General features: G+C 60.3%; 20 protein-coding genes. 12 read left to right on the top strand and 8 right to left on the bottom strand.

What is annotated here, in order from left to right:
• Positions 1-11: 11 nt before the first annotated feature.
• Both OPU71_RS15955 and OPU71_RS15950 read right to left on the bottom strand, forming a co-directional pair.
• Positions 12-392 (bottom strand): DUF3619 family protein, encoded by a 381-nt coding sequence (locus OPU71_RS15955; RefSeq protein WP_267729005.1) that lies wholly within the window; start codon positions 390-392, stop codon positions 12-14.
• Positions 389-943: an RNA polymerase sigma factor gene (locus OPU71_RS15950; RefSeq protein WP_267729074.1), complete on the bottom strand. Its 555-nt coding sequence runs from the start codon at positions 941-943 to the stop codon at positions 389-391. The genes OPU71_RS15955 and OPU71_RS15950 overlap by 4 nt, the downstream gene beginning before the upstream one ends.
• A gap of 144 nt (positions 944-1,087) precedes the next feature.
• On the opposite strand from OPU71_RS15950, the gene OPU71_RS15945 reads away from it, so the two are divergent.
• From OPU71_RS15945 to OPU71_RS15925, 5 genes are all read left to right on the top strand, one after another.
• The gene (locus tag OPU71_RS15945; RefSeq protein ID WP_267729073.1) at positions 1,088-2,797 is read left to right on the top strand and encodes an acetolactate synthase 3 catalytic subunit; all 1,710 of its coding nucleotides are present in this window, start codon (positions 1,088-1,090) and stop codon (positions 2,795-2,797) included.
• 141 nt (positions 2,798-2,938) lie between these two features.
• Positions 2,939-3,430 (top strand): acetolactate synthase small subunit, encoded by a 492-nt coding sequence (gene ilvN, locus OPU71_RS15940; RefSeq protein WP_267729004.1) that lies wholly within the window; start codon positions 2,939-2,941, stop codon positions 3,428-3,430.
• A gap of 35 nt (positions 3,431-3,465) precedes the next feature.
• Positions 3,466-4,482: a ketol-acid reductoisomerase gene (ilvC, locus tag OPU71_RS15935; protein ID WP_267729003.1), complete on the top strand. Its 1,017-nt coding sequence runs from the start codon at positions 3,466-3,468 to the stop codon at positions 4,480-4,482.
• Between the two features lie 281 nt (positions 4,483-4,763).
• Positions 4,764-5,516, top strand: coding sequence for a CDP-diacylglycerol--serine O-phosphatidyltransferase (gene pssA / locus OPU71_RS15930; protein WP_267729002.1), 753 nt, complete (start codon positions 4,764-4,766; stop codon positions 5,514-5,516).
• Positions 5,517-5,623: 107 nt separating this feature from the next.
• Complete coding sequence (locus OPU71_RS15925) at positions 5,624-7,168, top strand: 2-isopropylmalate synthase (protein WP_267729001.1); 1,545 nt, start codon at positions 5,624-5,626, stop codon at positions 7,166-7,168.
• 32 nt (positions 7,169-7,200) lie between these two features.
• Here OPU71_RS15925 and OPU71_RS15920 read toward each other — a convergent pair whose 3' ends face one another.
• Complete coding sequence (locus OPU71_RS15920; RefSeq protein ID WP_267729000.1) at positions 7,201-7,557, bottom strand: DUF2069 domain-containing protein; 357 nt, start codon at positions 7,555-7,557, stop codon at positions 7,201-7,203.
• On the bottom strand, positions 7,554-8,153 hold the full coding sequence (gene wrbA, locus OPU71_RS15915) for an NAD(P)H:quinone oxidoreductase (protein ID WP_267728999.1): 600 nt from the start codon (positions 8,151-8,153) through the stop codon (positions 7,554-7,556). The genes OPU71_RS15920 and wrbA overlap by 4 nt, the downstream gene beginning before the upstream one ends.
• Positions 8,154-8,212: 59 nt before the next feature.
• Between wrbA and OPU71_RS15910 the strand changes: the two genes are divergently transcribed.
• Positions 8,213-9,412, top strand: coding sequence for a YihY family inner membrane protein (locus tag OPU71_RS15910; protein ID WP_267728998.1), 1,200 nt, complete (start codon positions 8,213-8,215; stop codon positions 9,410-9,412).
• Here the strand turns inward: OPU71_RS15910 and OPU71_RS15905 are convergent.
• A complete protein-coding gene (locus OPU71_RS15905) occupies positions 9,400-10,881 on the bottom strand; it encodes a hypothetical protein (protein ID WP_267728997.1) in 1,482 nt (493 codons plus the stop codon). The two genes, OPU71_RS15910 and OPU71_RS15905, sit on opposite strands and share 13 nt — an antisense overlap.
• 183 nt (positions 10,882-11,064) lie before the next feature.
• On the opposite strand from OPU71_RS15905, the gene rpsP reads away from it, so the two are divergent.
• The 6 genes from rpsP (at position 11,065) to erpA (ending at position 14,708) form a co-directional block, all read left to right on the top strand.
• Complete coding sequence (gene rpsP / locus OPU71_RS15900; protein WP_267728996.1) at positions 11,065-11,313, top strand: 30S ribosomal protein S16; 249 nt, start codon at positions 11,065-11,067, stop codon at positions 11,311-11,313.
• Between the two features lie 23 nt (positions 11,314-11,336).
• Positions 11,337-11,843: a ribosome maturation factor RimM gene (gene rimM / locus OPU71_RS15895; protein WP_267728995.1), complete on the top strand. Its 507-nt coding sequence runs from the start codon at positions 11,337-11,339 to the stop codon at positions 11,841-11,843.
• Positions 11,840-12,622 carry a tRNA (guanosine(37)-N1)-methyltransferase TrmD gene (trmD, locus tag OPU71_RS15890; RefSeq protein WP_267728994.1) on the top strand — a complete coding sequence of 261 codons (783 nt, stop codon included), beginning with the start codon at positions 11,840-11,842 and terminating at the stop codon, positions 12,620-12,622. Before rimM ends, trmD begins: the two co-directional genes overlap by 4 nt.
• Before the next feature lie 103 nt (positions 12,623-12,725).
• Positions 12,726-13,106: a 50S ribosomal protein L19 gene (gene rplS / locus OPU71_RS15885; RefSeq protein WP_267728993.1), complete on the top strand. Its 381-nt coding sequence runs from the start codon at positions 12,726-12,728 to the stop codon at positions 13,104-13,106.
• A gap of 100 nt (positions 13,107-13,206) precedes the next feature.
• Positions 13,207-14,235 carry an N-acetyl-gamma-glutamyl-phosphate reductase gene (argC, locus tag OPU71_RS15880; protein WP_267728992.1) on the top strand — a complete coding sequence of 343 codons (1,029 nt, stop codon included), beginning with the start codon at positions 13,207-13,209 and terminating at the stop codon, positions 14,233-14,235.
• A gap of 122 nt (positions 14,236-14,357) precedes the next feature.
• On the top strand, positions 14,358-14,708 hold the full coding sequence (gene erpA / locus OPU71_RS15875) for an iron-sulfur cluster insertion protein ErpA (RefSeq protein WP_267728991.1): 351 nt from the start codon (positions 14,358-14,360) through the stop codon (positions 14,706-14,708).
• A gap of 252 nt (positions 14,709-14,960) precedes the next feature.
• Here erpA and aceA read toward each other — a convergent pair whose 3' ends face one another.
• The 3 genes from aceA to clpA form a co-directional block, all read right to left on the bottom strand.
• Positions 14,961-16,265, bottom strand: coding sequence for an isocitrate lyase (aceA, locus tag OPU71_RS15870; protein ID WP_267728990.1), 1,305 nt, complete (start codon positions 16,263-16,265; stop codon positions 14,961-14,963).
• Positions 16,266-16,587: 322 nt separating this feature from the next.
• Positions 16,588-17,082 carry a ribonuclease E activity regulator RraA gene (gene rraA / locus OPU71_RS15865; protein WP_267728989.1) on the bottom strand — a complete coding sequence of 165 codons (495 nt, stop codon included), beginning with the start codon at positions 17,080-17,082 and terminating at the stop codon, positions 16,588-16,590.
• 107 nt (positions 17,083-17,189) lie between these two features.
• Entirely contained in the window at positions 17,190-19,469 is a 2,280-nt protein-coding gene (gene clpA, locus OPU71_RS15860; RefSeq protein ID WP_267728988.1) for an ATP-dependent Clp protease ATP-binding subunit ClpA, read from the bottom strand.

The following is a 19,469-nucleotide window of genomic DNA, read 5'->3' as shown; positions in this document are numbered from 1 at the left end:
AAGCCAGCGCCTTAGCTGGCCGAATCGTCCGGCTTCAGCCATCGGTCGAATCCGTGATCAAGATAGGCGTCAATCGGCAAGTCGTCGGAGAGGAGCGCACTGTCGATCTCTTCGAGCTCGGATCCGATCACGTTGTCGCGGAGCGTGTCGGCTGCAGCGAGCAGCACCACTGCGGTGATCATTGCGAACGCGAGTCGGCTGTGCTGAGCCCACATGTCCGAGACTGTACGGCCGACACCGGCAAGGCTCAGTCCGCGTGCTTCGATGCGGTGGTGCTCAAGCGCACTGCGGCGGGCGGTGCGCAGGCGTTCGAGCACTTCAGGTCGAAGCTCGCCCGTTCCGCGATCAAGTTGTGTGGCAATACGTCGTGCAATCAGGGTGTCTTCAGTCATGGCTCAATCCCTCGGGCGCGCAAAGCGGCTGCCAGCGTGTGCGTTGCTCGGGAGCAGTGCGTTTTCACGCTGCCCTCGGAACACCCCATCGCTACAGCCGTCTCGGCGATATCCATTTCCTCCCAGTAACGCATGAGGAACGCTTCCCGTTGACGTGGCGGGAGTTTGGCGATTTCCTCTTCGATGACGCCAAGCGTCTGTCTTTGCTCTTCCTGCTTGTGTGGCGCGGCGAAAAAGCTTGAATCCGATTCCGCACCGATGGCCTCGATCGGGTCGCCGCCTTCGTCGTCGTTGTTGGGTGAGAAGGCTGAAAGCAGCGTCGTCCAGAGGTTGCGGACCTTGCTGCGGCGAAAGTAATCGTTGATCCCGTTTTGCAGGATGCGCTGAAAGACCGGCCCAAGTTCCTCCAGGGGGCGGTCGCCGTAGCGCTCGGCGAGCTTCATCATGGCGTCTTGCACCACGTCAAGCGCCGTGTCTTCATCCCGCAATGCAAAAAACGCCTGTTTGAAGGCGCGCCGCTCAACGCTCGCGAGAAAGTCTGAAAGTTCTATCCGTGAAGCCAGGAGAAACCTCTTGTGGCCGTCGCTGCCTTATTGTGTGCCGCAGCGAGGATGCCTTGACCAATCCATTGCAGACCGTTGACAATGTACCTCCCCCTCCTTCCGGAGGGGCTCGTGTCTTTTTTGGGTGCTGCAATGGTTTTGACTGGTGCGGAGATTGTAATCAGGTGTCTGCAAGAGGAAAAGGTCGAATATGTATTCGGCTATCCCGGCGGCGCTGTGCTTTTCCTCTATGACGAGCTGTCCAAACAGGACATCGTTCGTCACGTGCTGGTTCGCCATGAGCAGGCCGCCGTACATGCTGCGGACGGCTATGCGCGCTCTACCGACAAGGTGGGCGTTGCGCTCGTAACATCGGGTCCTGGCGTTACCAACGCCGTAACCGGTATCGCGACCGCGTATTGTGATTCGATTCCGATGGTGATCATCAGTGGCCAGGTGCCCACTGCAGCCATCGGTCAGGATGCGTTTCAGGAGGTTGATACCGTAGGGATCACGCGTCCCTGCGTGAAGCACAACTTCCTGGTCAAGGATGTTCGGGATATCGCTTCGACCATCAAGAAGGCATTCTTCATTGCGAAAACCGGGCGTCCCGGCCCGGTGCTGGTCGATATCCCGAAGGATGTTTCGGCTCACAAGTGTGAGTACGAATACCCGAAGACGGTTGCGCTGCGTTCGTACAACCCGATCGTCAAGGGGCATCAGGGGCAGATCCGCAAGGCCTTGGGGCTGTTGCTCGAGGCCCGTAGGCCGATGATTTACGCCGGTGGTGGCGTCGTCCTTGCCGATGCGTCCGAAAAGCTGACCAAGCTGACCCGGATGCTGGGTTTTCCGATCACCAACACCCTGATGGGGCTTGGCGGGCATCCGGCAACCGATCGTCAGAACCTTGGCATGCTTGGCATGCACGGGACCATCGAAGCGAACATGGGCATGCATTATTGCGATGTCCTGCTGGCTATAGGCGCCCGCTTTGATGATCGAGTGATCGGGAACCCGGCGCACTTCCAGTCCGAGCCGCGCAAGATCATCCATATCGACATTGATCCTTCGTCGATCTCCAAGCGCGTCAAGGTGGATGTGCCCATCGTCGGCAATCTCTCGGATGTGCTCGATGACATGATCAAGATGCTCGAATCGATGAGCGAACGCCCGGCACCGAGCCAGATTGAGCCGTGGTGGAAGCAGATCGAGGAATGGCGCAGTCGCGAAAGCCTCAAGTACAAGAACAGTACCGAGGTGCTCAAGCCCCAGTTCGTTGTCGAGACCCTGTGGAAGGTCACCAAGGGCGATGCCTTTGTGGCTTCTGACGTTGGCCAGCACCAGATGTGGGCTGCGCAGTACTACAAGTTCGACAAGCCGCGTCGCTGGATCAACTCTGGCGGTCTGGGCACGATGGGTTTTGGCTTGCCTGCAGCAATGGGCGTTCAGTTGGCACATCCTGGTTCTCCGGTTGCCGTGATCACCGGCGAAGGTTCGATCCAGATGTGTATTCAGGAGTTGTCGACCTGCAAGCAATATCGCTTGCCGATCAAGATCCTGAGCCTGAACAACCGATATCTGGGCATGGTGCGTCAGTGGCAGCAGTTCTTCCACGGCAATCGCTACTCTGAGTCCTACATGGACTCGCTGCCGGATTTCGCCAAGCTGGCCGAGGCCTACGGGCATGTTGGTCTGCGGGTTGAGAAGCCGGGCGATGTGGAAGGCGCTATTCGCGAGGCATTCAGTCGCAAGAACGATCTGGTCTTCCTGGACTTCCAGGTTGATCCGACCGAGAACGTGTTCCCCATGGTTCAGGGCGGCAAGGGTCTAACCGACATGATCCTGTCGTCCGAGGATCTGTAACACTCGCGCGCTGCGCGAACGGGGTGCCGCCCAACCGCGGTGGCATCCGCCCGAAGGACTTACCGGTCCGGCGGGCGGCGCAAGGTCACCCGTGGGCCTTGTGTGTCCGTTCGGTAGTGTGCTCACTGGCAGGCAAGCACAATGAGACACGTCATTTCACTGCTGCTCGAGAACGAGTCTGGCGCGCTTTCGCGTGTGTCCGGGCTATTTTCGGCACGCGGGTACAACATCGAGTCGCTGACCGTTGCGCCGACCGAAGATGCGTCGTTGTCGCGGATGACGATTGTCACTTCGGGCTCTGATGACATCATCGAACAGATCACCAAGCAGTTGAACAAGCTGATCGACGTGGTCAAGGTCGTTGATATTTCCGAAGCGGCACATATCGAGCGCGAGCTCATGCTGGTCAAGGTTCGCGCTACGGGCAAGGATCGCGAAGAGATGAAGCGCATGGCGGATATCTTCCGCGGCCGCATCATTGACGTGAGCGAATCGAGCTACGTCATCGAACTCACCGGAACGCAAGACAAACTGGATTCGTTTGTCGGCGCCATCGACAGCGCATTGATTCTGGAAACAGTGCGCTCTGGCGTCTGCGGCGTTGGCCGTGGCGATCGAGTACTGAAAATCTGACCTCCCCATTTCAACCCCGGATTCAAGGAATTGCCATGAAGGTTTATTACGACAAGGACGCCGACCTCTCCCTCATCAAGGGCAAGCAGGTCACCATCGTTGGTTATGGTTCGCAGGGGCACGCTCATGCACAGAATCTGCGTGACTCTGGTGTGAACGTGACCGTTGGTCTGCGCAAGAGCGGCGCATCGTGGGCGAAGGCCGCAGGCGCTGGTTTGAAAGTGGCCGAGGTCGCTGACGCGGTCAAGAGCGCGGATCTCGTGATGATTCTGCTGCCGGACGAGAACATCCCCGATGTCTACAAGAACGACGTCGAGCCGAACATCAAGCAGGGCGCCACGCTGGCCTTTGCGCACGGCTTCAACGTGCACTACAACCAGGTTGTGCCCCGCGCCGACCTCGACGTGATCATGGTCGCCCCGAAGGGCCCCGGCCACACCGTGCGTTCCGAGTACCTCAAAGGCGGCGGCGTGCCTTCTCTGATCGCGGTGCATCAGGACAAGTCGGGCAAGGCTCGTGACATCGCGCTGTCGTACGCTGCGGCCAACGGCGGCACCAAGGGTGGCGTGATCGAAACCAATTTCCGCGAGGAAACCGAGACCGACCTGTTCGGCGAGCAGGCCGTGCTCTGCGGCGGTGCCGTTGAACTGGTGAAGATGGGTTTCGAGACCCTGGTCGAGGCTGGCTATGCGCCTGAGATGGCCTACTTCGAGTGTCTGCATGAACTCAAGCTGATCGTCGACCTGATGTACGAGGGCGGCATCGCGAACATGAACTACTCGATCTCGAACAACGCCGAGTACGGGGAGTACGTGACCGGGCCTGAGGTCATCAACGAGCAGTCCCGCGAAGCGATGCGCAATGCGCTCAAGCGCATCCAGACCGGCGAATACGCGAAGATGTTCATCCTCGAAGGTCGCACCAACTATCCGTCGATGACCGCGCGTCGTCGCCTCAATGCGGTGCACCCGATCGAGACGGTGGGTGGCCAGCTCCGCGACATGATGCCGTGGATCAAGGCGAACAAGCTGGTGGATCAGTCCAAGAACTGATCGGCATGTCGTCGCGTCGCGGCTTACCGCGCGCGTCCCGCGAAAACGGCCACCCGGAGTGGCCGTTTTCGCGTCGAGTACCTGTTCGTCTTTGTGCTGGACCCCGCGGTGTCGCGGCGAGGGGCTTCTGCTACCATTGATCGGCTAAGCATGCGCGAGGATCTGCAGCGCTTGGCGCAGCTCGGCGGCAGCGCCCGCCCGCCTGCGACGGGTAGTTCTCAGTCATGGCAAAGCCGCTTCGGGCGCACGCCTGAGTGAGGCGATTCAACAAGGTAGTTCGCATGCCAGATCTCCAGACCAGCAAGCTTGGCCCGCGCGCCAGTTCGATCCGACGCCGCGGGATCTATATCCTGCCCAATCTCTTCACGACCGGCGCTCTTTTCGCCGGCTTCTACGCCATTGTGCAGGCAATGAATCTGCGCTTCGAGAATGCCGCGGTCGCGATTTTCGTTGCCATGGTCCTTGACGGGCTGGACGGTCGCGTCGCGCGCCTGACCCATACGCAGAGCGAATTTGGCGCCGAGTACGACTCGCTGTCCGACATGGTTTCCTTCGGGGTTGCGCCATCGCTGGTCATGTACGAATGGGCGCTCAAGGATCTGGGCAAGATGGGCTGGGTTGCCGCGTTCATCTATTGCGCCGGCGCCGCGCTTCGGCTTGCGCGCTTCAATACCAATATCGAGATTGTTGACAAGCGATACTTCCAGGGCATGCCTTCGCCGGCCGCTGCGGCCTTGGTGGCGGGGTTTGTCTGGATACTGATCGATCTGTCGATCGACCCGAGCCAGATCCGCTGGGTGGCCTGTGTTGTCACCATCTTCGCGGGCCTGACCATGGTTAGCAGCGTCAAATTCTGGAGCGGCAAGGAAATCAATCTGCGCCGCTCGGTTCCATTCGTGGTGATCCTTGCGATGGTGGGTGGCCTTCTGTTGATTTCCAGCTACCCGGCGGGCGTGCTTTTTGGCCTGTTCGTCACCTACGCCCTGTCGGGCTATTTGATGTGGGCATGGCGGGCAATCCGGCGCAGGGCCTGAGCATCTTCGGCGGGGCTTGATGAGTCGCGTGGCCATCTATCTGAAAAGCACGGGCGTGCCGCGAACGCGGCGCCGGTGAATGCAATGTTTCGATTTGGAGAGCAGTCATGAAAGATCGTCTGGTTATTTTCGACACCACCTTGCGTGACGGGGAGCAAAGCCCGGGCGCCTCGATGACCAAAGACGAAAAGCTGCGCATCGCCCGACAACTTGAACGCTTGAAGGTTGATGTGATTGAGGCGGGTTTCGCGGCCGCTAGCCCGGGTGACGCGGATGCCATTCGTGCGATCGCCGAGTCAATCAAGGATTCGACCGTCTGTTCCCTCGCGCGCGCCAACGAACGTGACGTACGTGCTGCAGGCGAGGCGATCCGGCCCGCAGCGCGGGGGCGGATTCACACTTTTATCGCGACCAGCCCGATCCACATGGAGAAAAAGCTGCGCATGCAGCCCGATCAAGTGGTGGAGGCGGCAGTGGCAGCGGTCAAGCTTGCGCTGCAATTCACTGATGATGTCGAATTCTCGGCTGAAGATGCAGTCCGCTCGGAGATGGATTTTCTGGTTCGCATCTTCGATGCAGTGATCCAGGCTGGCGCCAAAACGATCAACGTTCCCGACACGGTTGGTTATGCGGTGCCGGCGCTGTGGGGCGAACGCTTCCGCACCTTGATCGAACGGGTGCCAAACTCCGACAAGGTGATCTGGTCTACGCATTGCCACAATGACCTCGGGATGGCCGTTGCCAACTCTTTGGCGGCCGTGCAGGCAGGCGCGCGCCAAGTCGAGTGCACGATCAATGGTCTGGGCGAGCGCGCCGGCAATGCGTCGCTCGAAGAGGTGGTCATGGCGGTCCGCACGCGCCCGGACGTCTTCAGCGTCGAGACCGGCATTGATGCCAGCCAGATTGTTGCAAGTTCAAAACTTGTCTCGACCATCACCGGTTATCCGGTGCAGCCGAACAAGGCGATCGTCGGCGCGAACGCGTTTTCGCATGAGTCCGGTATCCACCAGGATGGCGTGCTCAAGCACCGCGAAACCTACGAGATCATGCGTCCTGAAGATGTGGGCTGGACGACCAACCGCCTGACGCTCGGCAAGCTGTCTGGACGCAACGCCTTCCGCAAGCGGCTCGAAGAGCTCGGCATCGTGGTCGACTCGGAAGAGCAACTCAACCATGCCTTCGCGCGCTTCAAGGATCTGGCCGACAAGAAGAGCGAGATCTTCGACGAGGACTTGCAGGCCTTGATGTCGGACGAGTCAGTGGAGGCTGAGCACGAGCATTACAAATTGATCTCGGCGCGCTTCCATTCTGAAACCGGCGAAACGCCGACGGCGGCGCTGACGCTGTCGGTGGGCGGCAGCGAGGTCAAAGCTGATTCCGAGGGGAGCGGGCCGGTCGACGCGGCTTTCCGCGCGATCGAGTCGGTCTCGAAGAGTGGCGCCGAACTGCAGCTCTACTCGGTCAATGCGATCACAACTGGAACCGATGCACAGGGCGAGGTGACCGTTCGGCTCTCACGCGGCGGGCGGGTTGTGAACGGTCAGGGCGCGGATACCGACATCATCGTTGCCTCGGCCAAGGCCTACCTGAATGCGCTGAACAAGCTCCAGGCCGGCGCCGAGAAGATCAATCCTCAGGCTGAGACTGTCTAGTTTGCTCGAGACGGGCGCCCTTGGGCGCCCGCTCATTGAGCTGTCATGCGGGAGGGGGCGGTGTTTCGCGCGTAGAGGGCGCACACCGCAAAGAGCGCAAGCGCCAGCAGGGTTTCGACCAAGGCCAGTGTGGATGATGGTGCGCGGTCGCTCGTGGCCCTCACGACGCCTTCGGTGAAGTAGAGCCAGATCATCAGCGTTGTCCACTGAAAGGTGTAGCGCTTGCCGTGCAGCAATCCGCGCAGCGGTGCAAGCAGGGGCAGCACTTTCAGGGCGAGCCAGGAGCCGCCCGGCCGCAAGGGGGCGAGCCAGAGTTCCCATGCGAGGCAAAGCGTGATCAGGGCCAGCAGCAAGGTCACCGCTGTGCGCTGCAGCAACTTGGGTGTCATCGGGAACTCTCCAGTCGTATCGCCACATCGGCGAGTCGCTTGCCCTGTGCAAAGGCGAGCCGGCGTTCTGCGTCGCTCAGGCGTGCGTCACCGTGCGCCCCGGATACGTGACTCACGCCGTAGGGCGTCCCGCCGCTGGTGGTGCTGTGGAGGTCGGGCTCTGAGTAGGGTACGCCGAGCAGCAGGGCGCCGTGGTGGAGCAGGGGAAGCATCATCGAAAGCAGCGTGGTTTCTTGGCCGCCGTGCAGCGTTCCGGTGGCGGTGAATACACAAGCCGGTTTTCCTGCCAGTGCGCCGGTAAGCCATTGTGGTGAGGTGCCGTCGAGAAAGTACTTGAGCGGCGCCGCCATGTTGCCGAAACGTGTCGGGCTCCCCATGGCAAGACCAATGCACTCCTCCAGATCCGCGGCTTCTGCGTAGGGCGGGCCGTCCGGCGGTATGGTGGGCGACTGCGCTTCAATCGTGCTGGTGATGCGCGGCACAGTGCGCAGTCTGGCGGCGACCAGGCCGCTCGATTCAACACCGAGCGCGATCTGCTCGGCCAGCGCGCGGACAGATCCGCGATGGCTGTAGTAGAGAACCAGAATTTCTTTCATCAGGGCTGGCTCGTTAGAATGGGCCCGATTATACGCAGGGCACGGAGCGAGGCTGTTTGATGCACGAAATCCGCAGATTCGTCGGTTTGCTTGTCGAGCGATTCAGTGAAGTCCGAGGGTCGCTCGTTGCGGGGAGTCTGACGTTTACGACCCTGCTGTCGCTGGTGCCGCTGGTCGCCGTGAGCGTGACGGTCATTGGCCAGTTGCCGATGTTTGCGCAACTGGGCGCGACACTGAAAATCTTCTTGCTGACCAATCTGCTGCCGGACAAGGCCGGCAAAGTCATTGCGACTTATGCCATTCAATTCTCTCAGAAGGCAGAGAATCTCACCCTGTTTGGCGGTATCGCACTGATTGCGACGGCCGTGCTCTTGCTGATGACTGTCGATCGCGCTTTCAACGCAATCTGGCAGATCCGTCGCCCGCGGCCCCTTTGGAGCCGCATCGCCTTATTCTGGCTGACGCTGACATTTGGCCCGATTGTGCTGGCTGCGAGCATTGCGGCAACCACGTTCGCGATCACCGCATCGCTGGGGGCCATGGACGAACCCGCCTGGTTGCGCGGCTTCATGCTTCGTTCTGCATTGCCTGTCCTGCTGTTCTCCGCGCTGTTTTCCTATCTGTTCTTTGCGATGCCCAATCGCAAGATTGATCGTGTTCACGCCATGATCGGCGGCCTTTTTGCCGGAGTGGGAATCGTTGTGCTGCAGCGCTTGCTGGGTGTCTACTTTTCGCGATTCCCGAGCTACACCCTTTTGTATGGCACCTTCTCAGCGATCCCGATCTTTCTGGTTTGGCTGTATTCGACCTGGCTCGTCATCTTGATTGGCGCGATGATCAGCGCGGTGATTCCAGACTTTCTCGCCCGCCGGAATGTGCTGCCACCCAGTGCGGCGGGCCGCCTCTACGCCAGTTTGCGCCTGGTTGGGGTGCTCGATGCGGCGCAAAGAGATCGCCGTGTGGCGAGCCTGTCTGCACTCGCCGCCGGGTCACGGCAACGCATCGAAGAAACGGAAGCCATGCTGGAGTCAATGCGTGAGGCGGGCTGGGTTTCCGAGTCCGACGAAGGGGGGTGGCTGCTGGTCGGCTCGGCCGGGTCGATTGACCCCGCGATGCTGTTCTCGCGCTTCGTGATTGCCGCTGACGAAATCGAAGGGCTTTCCCGTGGCGATGCGGACGACGCTGCCCGTGCCAGCTACGAGGCCATCACCAGAGTAAATGAGGCCCTGCGCGCAAAGGCGCTTGCTCAGATCGGGTAGGGATCGATTTCGAACTGAAACAACTCGATGTTCGCCGTCTGCATGTCAAGGCTCAGCAGTCGCCCTTGCGCAATGTAGATGCGATCCAGATCAGACACCAAAGAAAAGCGCCGCGAAGTGTAAGTGCCGGTCGGGGCCAGTATGGCGGGATGGTGGCGCAGTGCCGGCATCGCAGGCAGCACAAGCGCCTTCACCATCTTGCTGGGGCGCTCACGTGCGCCGCGGAAGCCGACGGTCACGGGCGTTGAGCCCGTCGAAACAATCTGCAGCCCGAGTTCGATCTGCGACGGGTTTTCGCTGCGAATCCAGCGTACGACGCAGATGCTCCAGGGCTGCTCGTCGTCGCGGCGCAAGGCGATCGCCGTGCCAGCAGAGAGCCCGGCGGCAACCCCGGCGACATGAAGGATTGAGAATCCGCCCGGGCTTTCGTTGATCACTTGCCACTCCTGGATCGATCCATCAAGCGGCTTGTTGCCCCGCATGATCTCCCAGATGCCCGGAATGCCACAGCAGACCTGTACCGAGTACTGAGTCTTGCGCCTTGGCTGCTCGCGCTTGATTGGAATCGTCCACTCATCGCGCAGTCGTTGCAGCAGTGACAGCGGTTGCACGCCGACTGCGATGCGCGGCAAGTTCAGTTCGAATGGTTGTTGTCCGGCTTCGAGTCGAGCCAGATGCTCTGTCACGCGCTTCGCAAGGGCGGCGGGTGAGGCGAAGACCAGTTGCTGGCCAGTCGGTGGCGGCCTGCGCGTTACAGACTGGGGGCCATCTTCCCCCACCGCGGCAATCCAGTACCAACCGTTGTCCGGCGCGCTGGGTGATTTGAGTTCGAGCGCCAGCAGAGTTGCGATGCGGTTCAGGTAGTCACAGATCCAGCCGATCTCGGATTGCGAAAAACGCTCAAGCTGTAGCGTGCCGAGGGCAACCAGGCGCTTGAAGGCGAACTGCGCACTCTCGCCGCTCGCTTCTGCCGGCGTCTGCTCATCGCCCGCAGCGGATATCAGCGATACCGAAAGCGGCCATAGTTCGGCCACATGCATGCCGCCGGATAGCCCTGCGATTTCCCAAGCTTCGCTCAGCATGCGTAAGCCACGCGACGCGAGCGTTTCGATCAGTCGACTCTGCGACCGGATCGCGCCGCTTCGCACATGGCCCACCACTTGAAGGAATCCACCCGCCACCGTGCACATCGCCTCGACGATTTGCCGGGTGGTGGTGTGCAGTTTGCGGTCAAGCGGCAAACCTGATTCGGTGAGGCGGGGTTTGACTTCCGAGCCAGCACGCAGCGCGCGGCCGTAAAAAAGCTCGATGCAACGATGAAACTGCGTCGGCGCAATGCCTGGCGTGGCCAATAGATCGAGCTGGCGCCTGAACTGGATCGCCTCCTCAGCCAGATCCGAAGACGGCTGCGTCGCGAGCCAATCGAGGATCGCTGTTGTGCTGCCTGATTCGGTCGTCGTCGAGGTCATTGATGGGCGGAGGCGTTAAGTCTCCATATTCTATTAGCGAAACCATAATTTTCGTCGACCGATTGCGTCTCCGGAGGTTAGTGCCTTGTCTGTGGCCCCAGACTGCTTGGCCTGTCCTTGCTAGTTCAAGCTGGATCTGGTATTTTGGCGAGCTTTTCTGCACACCGCATACAGGATTTCGACATGGTTGTGATTCGTCTTGCCCGGGGCGGCGCCAAGAAGCGTCCGTTCTTCAATATCGTTGCAACCGACTCGCGTAGCCGCCGTGATGGCCGCTTCATCGAGCGCGTTGGTTTCTACAACCCGATGGCAAATGAGTCCGAAAAGGGCTTGGTCATCAATGCCGAGCGTCTGGCTTACTGGCAAACCAACGGCGCGCAGCTGTCGCCGACCGTTGCCCGTCTGGTCAAGGGCGCCAAGGTTGCGGCCTGATTGATCTGCAGAAGGGTGGGCCGATGATCGTCCTCGGCCGTATTGCCGACCCTTTCAGTATCCAGGGCTGGGTCAGAATCAACGCTTTTGGCGATGATCCGATTTCCTGGCGCAGCATGCCCCAGTGGTGGCTGTGTGCTGACCCAGAAGCGCCAGAGTCGGCGTGGCAGGCATACAAACTCCGTGGTTGCAAGGCGCATGGTAAAGGCATCATCGCTGCCTTCGTAGGTGTCGCTGATCGAACCGCCGCGGAAGCGATCGTTGGTTTGTATGTAGCGGCGCCTCGCGAGGCGCTGCCCGCTACCGGACTTGACGAGTACTACTGGGGTGACTTGGTGGGCATGGCGGTTGAAAACACCGCTGGCGTCCAGCTAGGAGTCGTCAGCGGACTTTTGAGTACCGGTGCGCACGATGTGTTGCAGGTACAGGACGGCGATCAAGAGCGTTTGATTCCGTTCGTGGGTGTTTATGTGCTCGACGTCGATCTTGCCGCAAAGCGGATTCGCGTCGAGTGGGACGCCGATTGGTGAGCGGCGAGCCAGACTCGTTGCGTCGCTACGGTGTTGTAACCCTGTTTCCCGAGATGTTCTCGGCGCTTTCAGGGAGCGGTATTACGCGGCGGGCGATCGATCGCGGGCTTTGGCAGCTTGATTGCTGGAATCCGCGCGACTTCGCATCCGATAATCACCGTACGGTTGACGATCGGCCTTACGGTGGCGGGCCTGGAATGCTGATGCTGGGTGACCCGCTGGAAGCGGCGATCTCAGCAGCAAAGCAGGCTCAGGAGCAAGCGATCGGGCGGGCGGGAAAGGTTGTGTATCTCTCCCCGCAAGGCCGTACGCTCAATCACGAGCTGGTGCGTGAGTTGGTGGATGAGCCGTCACTGGTGTTGTTGTGCGGGCGCTATGAAGGCATAGATCAGCGCTTGATTGATAGCCAGGTCGATATGGAAGTGTCGGTCGGTGATTTCGTTGTTTCAGGCGGAGAGTTGCCGGCCATGTTGCTGATTGATGCACTGGTGCGGCACTTGCCCGGCGCTTTGAACGATTCGGCATCTGCCGTTGAGGACTCGTTTGTTGATGGGCTGCTCGACTGCCCGCATTACACGCGACCGGAAGTGTGGCGTGGCATGCAGGTGCCGGAGGTGCTGCTCTCGGGTGACCACCCGCGTATTCGTCGTTGGCGCTTGAAGCAGGCGCTGGGGCGGACGGCCGCGCGGCGCCCCGATTTGTTGGCGGCGCGTCGTTTGAGCAAGGAAGAAAAGATCCTGCTGGAGGAATTTCAGCGGGATAAGGCGGAAACGCCATAAGCGGGCGGCGGATACGTCGCTTAACCAAGAAAGGCACGTATCAGGTGGCGACCTGCTCTGCGTGCAAGGCCACGGGCCATTGATCGAACTTAGGAGATACGCGATGAACCTGATTCAACAGTTGGAACAAGAAGAGATTGCTCGCCTCGGCAAGACCATCCCTGCCTTTGCGCCCGGTGACACGGTTGTCGTTCAGGTGAAAGTGAAGGAAGGCAACCGCGAGCGTCTGCAGGCTTACGAAGGTGTTGTGATTGCCAAGCGTAATCGCGGCCTGAACTCGAACTTCATTGTCCGCAAGATTTCCTCTGGCGAGGGTGTCGAGCGTACTTTCCAGACCTACTCGCCGCTGGTTGCTTCGATCGAAGTCAAGCGTCGTGGCGACGTCCGTCGCGCCAAGCTGTACTACCTGCGCGATCGTTCGGGCAAGTCGGCACGTATCAAGGAAAAGCTGCCGACGCGTGCGGCGGCCAAGGCTGCCGAGTAATCGGCTCGCTGCAAGGCTTCCGGCCGGTCAACGCCCCGCGAGTCGGGGCGTTGTCACATCTGGCCCCTAGAATCAGCTGTCGAACTCAGGAGTTGGAAAGATGATCAAGGTTGGGATCGTTGGTGGTACCGGGTATACAGGCGTTGAGCTGTTGCGTTTGCTGGCTCAGCATCCCGGCGTGGAACTGGCGGCGATCACGTCGCGCTCAGAGGCCGGTATGCCGGTAGCAGAGATGTTCCCGAGCCTGCGTCGACGCGTTTCGCTGAAATTCGTCGAGCCGGCCGTGGCCGGGCTGGAGCGTTGCGATGTGGTGTTTTTCGCGACCCCTCATGGGGTTGCAATGGCGCAGTCGCCGCAGTTGATTGCGGGCGGCACCAAGGTGATCGATCTTGCGGCCGATTTTCGGCTCAAGAGTCTCGACGAATTCAGCAAGTGGTACAAGATTCCCCACACTGCGCCGGAGTTGCTCGATGAGGCGGTGTACGGCCTGCCGGAAATGAACCGTGAAGCGATTGCGAAGGCACGAGTCGTGGCCAACCCGGGTTGCTATGCCACCGCGGTACAGCTCGGTTTTCTGCCGCTTGTCGAGGCCGGCGTCGTCGATCTCGATGGTTTGATTGCGAATGCGGCCTCCGGCGTCTCAGGCGCCGGCCGCAAGGCGGAAGTCGGTTCCCTGTTTGCCGAGGCTAGCGATAACTTCAAGGCATACGGTGTCGCGGGCCACCGGCACCTTCCCGAAATTTGCCAAGGGCTTGAGCGTGCTGCGGGTCGCAAGGTGAGCATGACTTTTGTGCCGCACCTGCTGCCCCAGATCCGCGGGATTCTTGCGACGCTCTATGCCCGGGTGAGCCGTGATGTTGATGTGCAAGCGCTTTTCGAGGCGCGCTTTGCCAACGAGCCTTTCGTTGACGTCATGCCTGCCCGCAGTACGCCGGACACACGCTCGGTCCGCGCATCGAACACGGTGCGGATTGCGGTCCATCGGCCGCAGGGGGGCGACACGGTCGTCGTGCTGGTAGCAGAAGACAATCTGGTCAAGGGCGCCGCGGGGCAGGCTGTGCAGAACATGAATCTGATGTTCGGGCTTGAAGAAACGACCGGCCTTACCCACATTCCAGTGATGCCTTGACGCTGTGCCAACGCGTGGCGCGCGTCGGGGCTCGGGAACCGAATGCGCGCTCGCTTGTCGACCAATTTGACCGCTGCGCCGCGGGATTCCATAATGAAAACCTTCTGAATCAGGAGTTTGCAATGAACGCTGTGACCGAAATGCCAGACTTCCTGGTCTTCACCGATAACGCCGTCAGCAAAGTACGTGAGCTGATTCTCGAAGAGGGCAACCCGGATTTGAAGTTGCGGGTGTTCGTGAGTGGTGGAGGCTGCTCGGGCTTCCAGTACGGCTTCACGTTCGACGAGATCACCAACGAAGACGACACCGTGGTGACCAAGGAAGGCGTAACGCTGCTCATCGATCCGATGAGCTATCAGTATCTGACCGGCGCCGAGATTGACTACACCGAAGGCCTTGAGGGCGCGCAGTTCGTCATCAAGAATCCGAACGCATCGAGCACCTGTGGTTGCGGCTCCAGCTTCTCGGTGTGATGCCGTGATGGCCTGAGCGTTACGCGCAGGCGTGCCGAGATGAAAATGCCCCGCATTGCGGGGCATTTTTCGTTTGGCGTGAGCGATCCGGCGTGCTTGCGGTGCCGAATCTCGCCAAAAGCGCTGGCGCAAAAAAGAGCGCCGCTGCGTCCCCCCACGCGATGCGGCGCTAGCCCCCGGGTCATTAACCCGGGAAGTGGCTTCTTGGACCTTCTACACAGTTGGCTTCTGTGACCGGGTGGCTCCCAGGGATCAATGGTCCTTTTTGTCGAAGAACTGCTCGTCCTCGGTCGAACCCTTCAACGCAGCAGTCGAGGCATCGCGCTCGATCGTCGTCGTAACGGCGTCGAAGTAGCCAGTGCCGACTTCGCGCTGATGCTTGACCGCGGTGAAGCCGCGCTCGGCAGCCGCGAACTCGTTCTCTTGGAGTTCCACGAAAGCCTTCATTTGCTCGCGGGCGTAGCCGTAGGCGAGGTTGAACATCGAGTAGTTCAAGCTGTGGAAGCCGGCCAGGGTGATGAACTGGAACTTGTAGCCCATGGCGCCGAGCTCCTTCTGGAACTTGGCAATGGTGGCGTCGTCGAGGTTCTTCTTCCAGTTGAATGACGGCGAACAGTTGTAAGCCAGCATCTTGCCGGGGAACTTTGCGTGGATGGCTTCGGCAAAGGCCTTTGCATAAGCAAGGTCGGGTTTGCCGGTTTCGCACCAGATCAGGTCTGCATACGGCGCGTAGGCCAGACCGCGGGAAATCGCCTGCTCCAGACCCGGCTTCGTGCGGTAGAAGCCTTCGACCGTGCGCTCGCCGGTGCAGAACGGCTTGTCGGTGTCATCGACATCGCTGGTGACCAAGTCGGCGGCTTCGGCATCGGTGCGCGCGACCAGCACGGTCGGCACGCCCATCACATCGGCCGCAAGCCGTGCGGCGACCAGTTTTGCGATGGCTTCGCGAGTCGGCACCAGTACTTTGCCACCCATATGGCCGCATTTCTTGACCGATGCGAGCTGGTCTTCGAAGTGGACGCCTGCCGCGCCTGCTTCAATCATCGCCTTCATCAGTTCAAACGCGTTTAGCACGCCGCCAAACCCGGCTTCGGCGTCTGCCACGATCGGGGCGAAGAAGTCGATGTAGCCCTCGTCGCCTTGGTTCTTGCCCTCAGACCATTGGATCTGGTCGGCTCGCGTAAAGGTGTTGTTGATCCGTTTGACGACCATCGGTACCGAGTTGGCGGGGTAGAGCGACTGGTCGGGGTACATTTCGCCCGCCAGGTTTGCGTCGCCCGCGACTTGCCAGCCCGACAGGTAAATGGCCTTGAGGCCGGCTTTAACCTGCTGCATGGCCTGGTTGCCCGTCAATGCGCCGAGCGCGTTGACGAACGGCTCACTGTTGATTGACGCCCACAGCTTCTCTGCGCCGCGGCGGGCAAGTGTGTGTTCAATCTGAACCGAGCCGCGCAAGCGGACGACATCTTCGGCCGTGTAGCCGCGCTTGATGTTCTTCCAGCGCGGATTCTCAGCCCAGTCCTTTTTCAGAAGCTCGATTTGCATGTCGCGGTTCATGGTGTTCCCCCCAGAAATAACGCCTTCTACCTATTGCAGTCCGTTCGCAAAAGCTGTCTGACTGCCCCCGATGCGATGCAGTATAGATAGGAACGAAGTCCATCGCAATATGTCTTATATAAGATACAAGAAAAAATATTCGCAGTAAAAACATAGGCATACGTAAGTGATGCCGTATTGCGCAACGAGGATCTGCCGATTGAAACGGACGTTTGAATATTTTCCGCGCTGAGCGGAGGGCGCGCGAATGTGCGACGGGCGCAATTGGTGGCCGCGCCGACTGACGCCTTAGGCGCCGTCGGCGGGGGTACGAGCGATCACATCAGGTGAGCGGCGACTCGCTAATGAGTGTGCCGTCTTCGTCCGCATACAGCCATTCGCCGGCGCTGATCCGAGCTCCGGCGAAGTTGACGGTGATCCCTTGCTCGCCGACGTTGCGTTTGATGGTCTTGAGCGGGTGGGTTGCGAGGGCGAGTACGCCCAGTTCAAGAGCGCCGATCGCTTTTGAGTCGCGAATGCAGCCAAACACAAGCACACCGGCCCAGCCGTTTCGCACCCCTAGTTCAGCGAGTTGATCGCCGACGAGGGCGCAACGTAGCGAGCCGCCTCCATCCACGACCAGCACCTGCCCTTGGCCGGGCGCTTCCAGCACCTTGCGGACAAGGCTGTTGTCCTCGAAGAGCTTCAGCGTGACGATTGGCCCGGCGAAGCGGGTAAGGCCTCCGAAGTGACGAAAGATCGGTTGCAGCACGCGCAATTTGCCTGACGCCAGCAATGCCTCGTTGGCGTCGCAAAGGTCGGTTGTTTGAAAACTCATTGGTCCCCCCGCCGAAATGAGTGAATGCACGCGAAAGCATATCGCGAGTTCTGCGGGCAAGAAAAAGGCCGCTCGCAGGCGGCCTTGGGGTGAAGTGCGGAGCGATGCTAGACGTGCGCCGCTTCCTTTTCTTCTTCAAAGGCGAGATCGACCTTGCCGTCGGCGGAAACGTCGATGGTCACCTTGCCACCGTCGACAAGCCTGCCGAACAGCAGTTCGTCGGCGAGCGCCGCGCGAATCGTGTCCTGAATCAGGCGAGCCATCGGGCGCGCGCCCATCAGCGGATCGAAGCCCTTGTTGGCGAGCCATTCGCGAAGGCCGTCGGTGAAGCTGGCCTCAACCTTCTTCTCGGCGAGTTGGCCTTCAAGCTGCATGAGGAACTTGTCCACCACCTGCAGGATGATCTCGCGATCCAGAGCCTTGAAGGAAATGATCGCATCAAGCCGGTTGCGGAACTCCGGTGTGAAGAGGCGCTTGATCTCGACCATTTCATCGCCCAGTTCGCGCGTCTGCGTGAAGCCCATCGTCGACTTTTGCAGGGCCTCCTGGCCCGCGTTGGTCGTCATGATGATGATCACGTTGCGGAAGTCTGCATGGCGACCGTTGTTGTCGGTCAAGGTGCCGTGGTCGAGCACCTGCAGCAAGATGTTGTAGATGTCGGGGTGCGCCTTCTCGATCTCGTCCAGCAACAGCACGCAGTGCGGCTTCTTGTTCACTGCTTCGGTCAGCAGGCCGCCCTGGTCAAATCCGACATAGCCCGGAGGCGCGCCGATCAGGCGGCTGACTGCATGGCGCTCCATGTACTCCGACATGTCGAAGCGCACCAACTCTATCCCCATGGTGTAGGCCAGTTGCCGCGCCACTTCGGTCTTGCCAACGCCGGTCGGGCCGCTGAAGAGGAAGCCGCCGATCGGCTTCTGCGGGTTGCCCAAGCCGGAGCGAGACATCTTGATCGCCTTGGCGAGAGCGTCGATCGCGGCATTCTGGCCAAACACCACGTTTTTCAGGTCGCGATCGAGATTGCGCAGGGCGGTCTTGTCGTCGGACGACACGCTGCGCGGCGGGATGCGCGCGATCTTGGCGACGATCTCTTCGATTTCGCCCTTCCCGATGGTCTTCTTCTGGCGCGACTTCGGCAGGATGCGCTGCGCCGCGCCAGCTTCGTCGATCACATCAATGGCCTTGTCAGGCAGATGACGGTCGTTGATGTAGCGCGCCGAAAGCTCTGCGGCACTTGCGATGGCCGCATGCGAGTACTTCACGCCGTGATGCTGTTCAAAGCGCGATTTGAGGCCCTTGAGGATTTCAATGGTTTCCGGCACCGACGGCTCGTTTACGTCGACTTTCTGGAAGCGGCGCGAGAGGGCGTGGTCCTTTTCGAAGATCTGGCGATACTCGTTGTAGGTGGTCGCGCCGATGCACTTGAGCTGCCCGCTTGAGAGTGCTGGCTTAAGCAGGTTTGATGCATCCAGCGTACCGCCCGAAGCGGCGCCGGCACCGATCAGGGTGTGGATTTCGTCGATGAACAGAATGGCGTTCTCGGTATCGACCAAGGCCTTGAGAACGGACTTGAGCCTTTGCTCGAAATCGCCCCGGTACTTGGTGCCCGCCAGCAATGAACCCATGTCGAGCGCAAAGACCTGCGCATTCTCAAGGATCTCGGGGACGCGGCCTTCGATGATGCGGCGCGCCAAGCCCTCGGCGATGGCCGTCTTACCCACGCCGGCTTCACCCACAAGGAGCGGGTTGTTCTTGCGGCGGCGGCAGAGCGTCTGGATCACCCGCTCAAGTTCCTTGTCACGGCCAATGAGCGGATCAATCTTGCCCACCAGTGCGGCCTGATTCAGGTTCTGAGTGAAGTTCTCAAGGGCGCCGTTCGCCTGCGTGGTTTCCTGTTCCGACTCGTTCTGCTCGGCATCGGGCTTCTCGGCTGCCGGCTTCTGCGCGGGCTGCGGCGACTTGGTGATGCCGTGCGAGATGAAGTTCACCACGTCGAGGCGTGTGATGCCCTGGCGGTTGAGGAAATAGACGGCGTGCGATTCCTTCTCGCCAAAGATTGCGACCAACACGTTCGCGCCGGTTACTTCCTTCTTGCCCGAAGATTGCACATGCAGGATCGCGCGCTGGATCACGCGCTGGAAACCCAGCGTGGGCTGCGTGTCGATATCCTCTTCACCGCCCACGGTTGGCGTATGTTCGCCGATGAACTGCACGAGTTCGCGACGCAACTCGTCGATGTTGGCGGCGCATGCACGCAGCACCTCGGCAGCCGACGGATTGTCGAGCAGGGCGAGCAGCAGATGCTCGACCGTGATGAACTCGTGGCGCTTCTGGCGTGCTTCCACGAACGCCATGTGCAGGCTGACTTCAAGTTCCTGGGCGATCAT

The sequence above is a fragment of the Niveibacterium sp. 24ML genome (assembly GCF_026586805.1).
Taxonomy (GTDB): Bacteria; Pseudomonadota; Gammaproteobacteria; order Burkholderiales; family Rhodocyclaceae; genus Niveibacterium.
The sequence above is the reverse complement of the archived record's forward strand: the minus strand, read 5'-3'. Positions and strand labels throughout refer to the sequence as shown.

Coding starts and splice junctions, on each gene's coding strand:
- ilvC (WP_267729003.1), top strand. CDS start 3,466: ATGAAGGTTTATTACGACAAGGACGCCGACCTCTCCCTCATCAAGGGC.
- OPU71_RS15955 (WP_267729005.1), bottom strand. CDS start 392: ATGACTGAAGACACCCTGATTGCACGACGTATTGCCACACAACTTGAT.
- clpA (WP_267728988.1), bottom strand. CDS start 19,469: ATGATCGCCCAGGAACTTGAAGTCAGCCTGCACATGGCGTTCGTGGAA.
- wrbA (WP_267728999.1), bottom strand. CDS start 8,153: ATGAAAGAAATTCTGGTTCTCTACTACAGCCATCGCGGATCTGTCCGC.
- aceA (WP_267728990.1), bottom strand. CDS start 16,265: ATGAACCGCGACATGCAAATCGAGCTTCTGAAAAAGGACTGGGCTGAG.
- OPU71_RS15945 (WP_267729073.1), top strand. CDS start 1,088: ATGGTTTTGACTGGTGCGGAGATTGTAATCAGGTGTCTGCAAGAGGAA.
- OPU71_RS15920 (WP_267729000.1), bottom strand. CDS start 7,557: ATGACACCCAAGTTGCTGCAGCGCACAGCGGTGACCTTGCTGCTGGCC.
- argC (WP_267728992.1), top strand. CDS start 13,207: ATGATCAAGGTTGGGATCGTTGGTGGTACCGGGTATACAGGCGTTGAG.
- erpA (WP_267728991.1), top strand. CDS start 14,358: ATGAACGCTGTGACCGAAATGCCAGACTTCCTGGTCTTCACCGATAAC.
- ilvN (WP_267729004.1), top strand. CDS start 2,939: ATGAGACACGTCATTTCACTGCTGCTCGAGAACGAGTCTGGCGCGCTT.
- rraA (WP_267728989.1), bottom strand. CDS start 17,082: ATGAGTTTTCAAACAACCGACCTTTGCGACGCCAACGAGGCATTGCTG.
- rimM (WP_267728995.1), top strand. CDS start 11,337: ATGATCGTCCTCGGCCGTATTGCCGACCCTTTCAGTATCCAGGGCTGG.
- OPU71_RS15905 (WP_267728997.1), bottom strand. CDS start 10,881: ATGACCTCGACGACGACCGAATCAGGCAGCACAACAGCGATCCTCGAT.
- rplS (WP_267728993.1), top strand. CDS start 12,726: ATGAACCTGATTCAACAGTTGGAACAAGAAGAGATTGCTCGCCTCGGC.
- rpsP (WP_267728996.1), top strand. CDS start 11,065: ATGGTTGTGATTCGTCTTGCCCGGGGCGGCGCCAAGAAGCGTCCGTTC.
- OPU71_RS15910 (WP_267728998.1), top strand. CDS start 8,213: ATGCACGAAATCCGCAGATTCGTCGGTTTGCTTGTCGAGCGATTCAGT.
- pssA (WP_267729002.1), top strand. CDS start 4,764: ATGCCAGATCTCCAGACCAGCAAGCTTGGCCCGCGCGCCAGTTCGATC.
- OPU71_RS15925 (WP_267729001.1), top strand. CDS start 5,624: ATGAAAGATCGTCTGGTTATTTTCGACACCACCTTGCGTGACGGGGAG.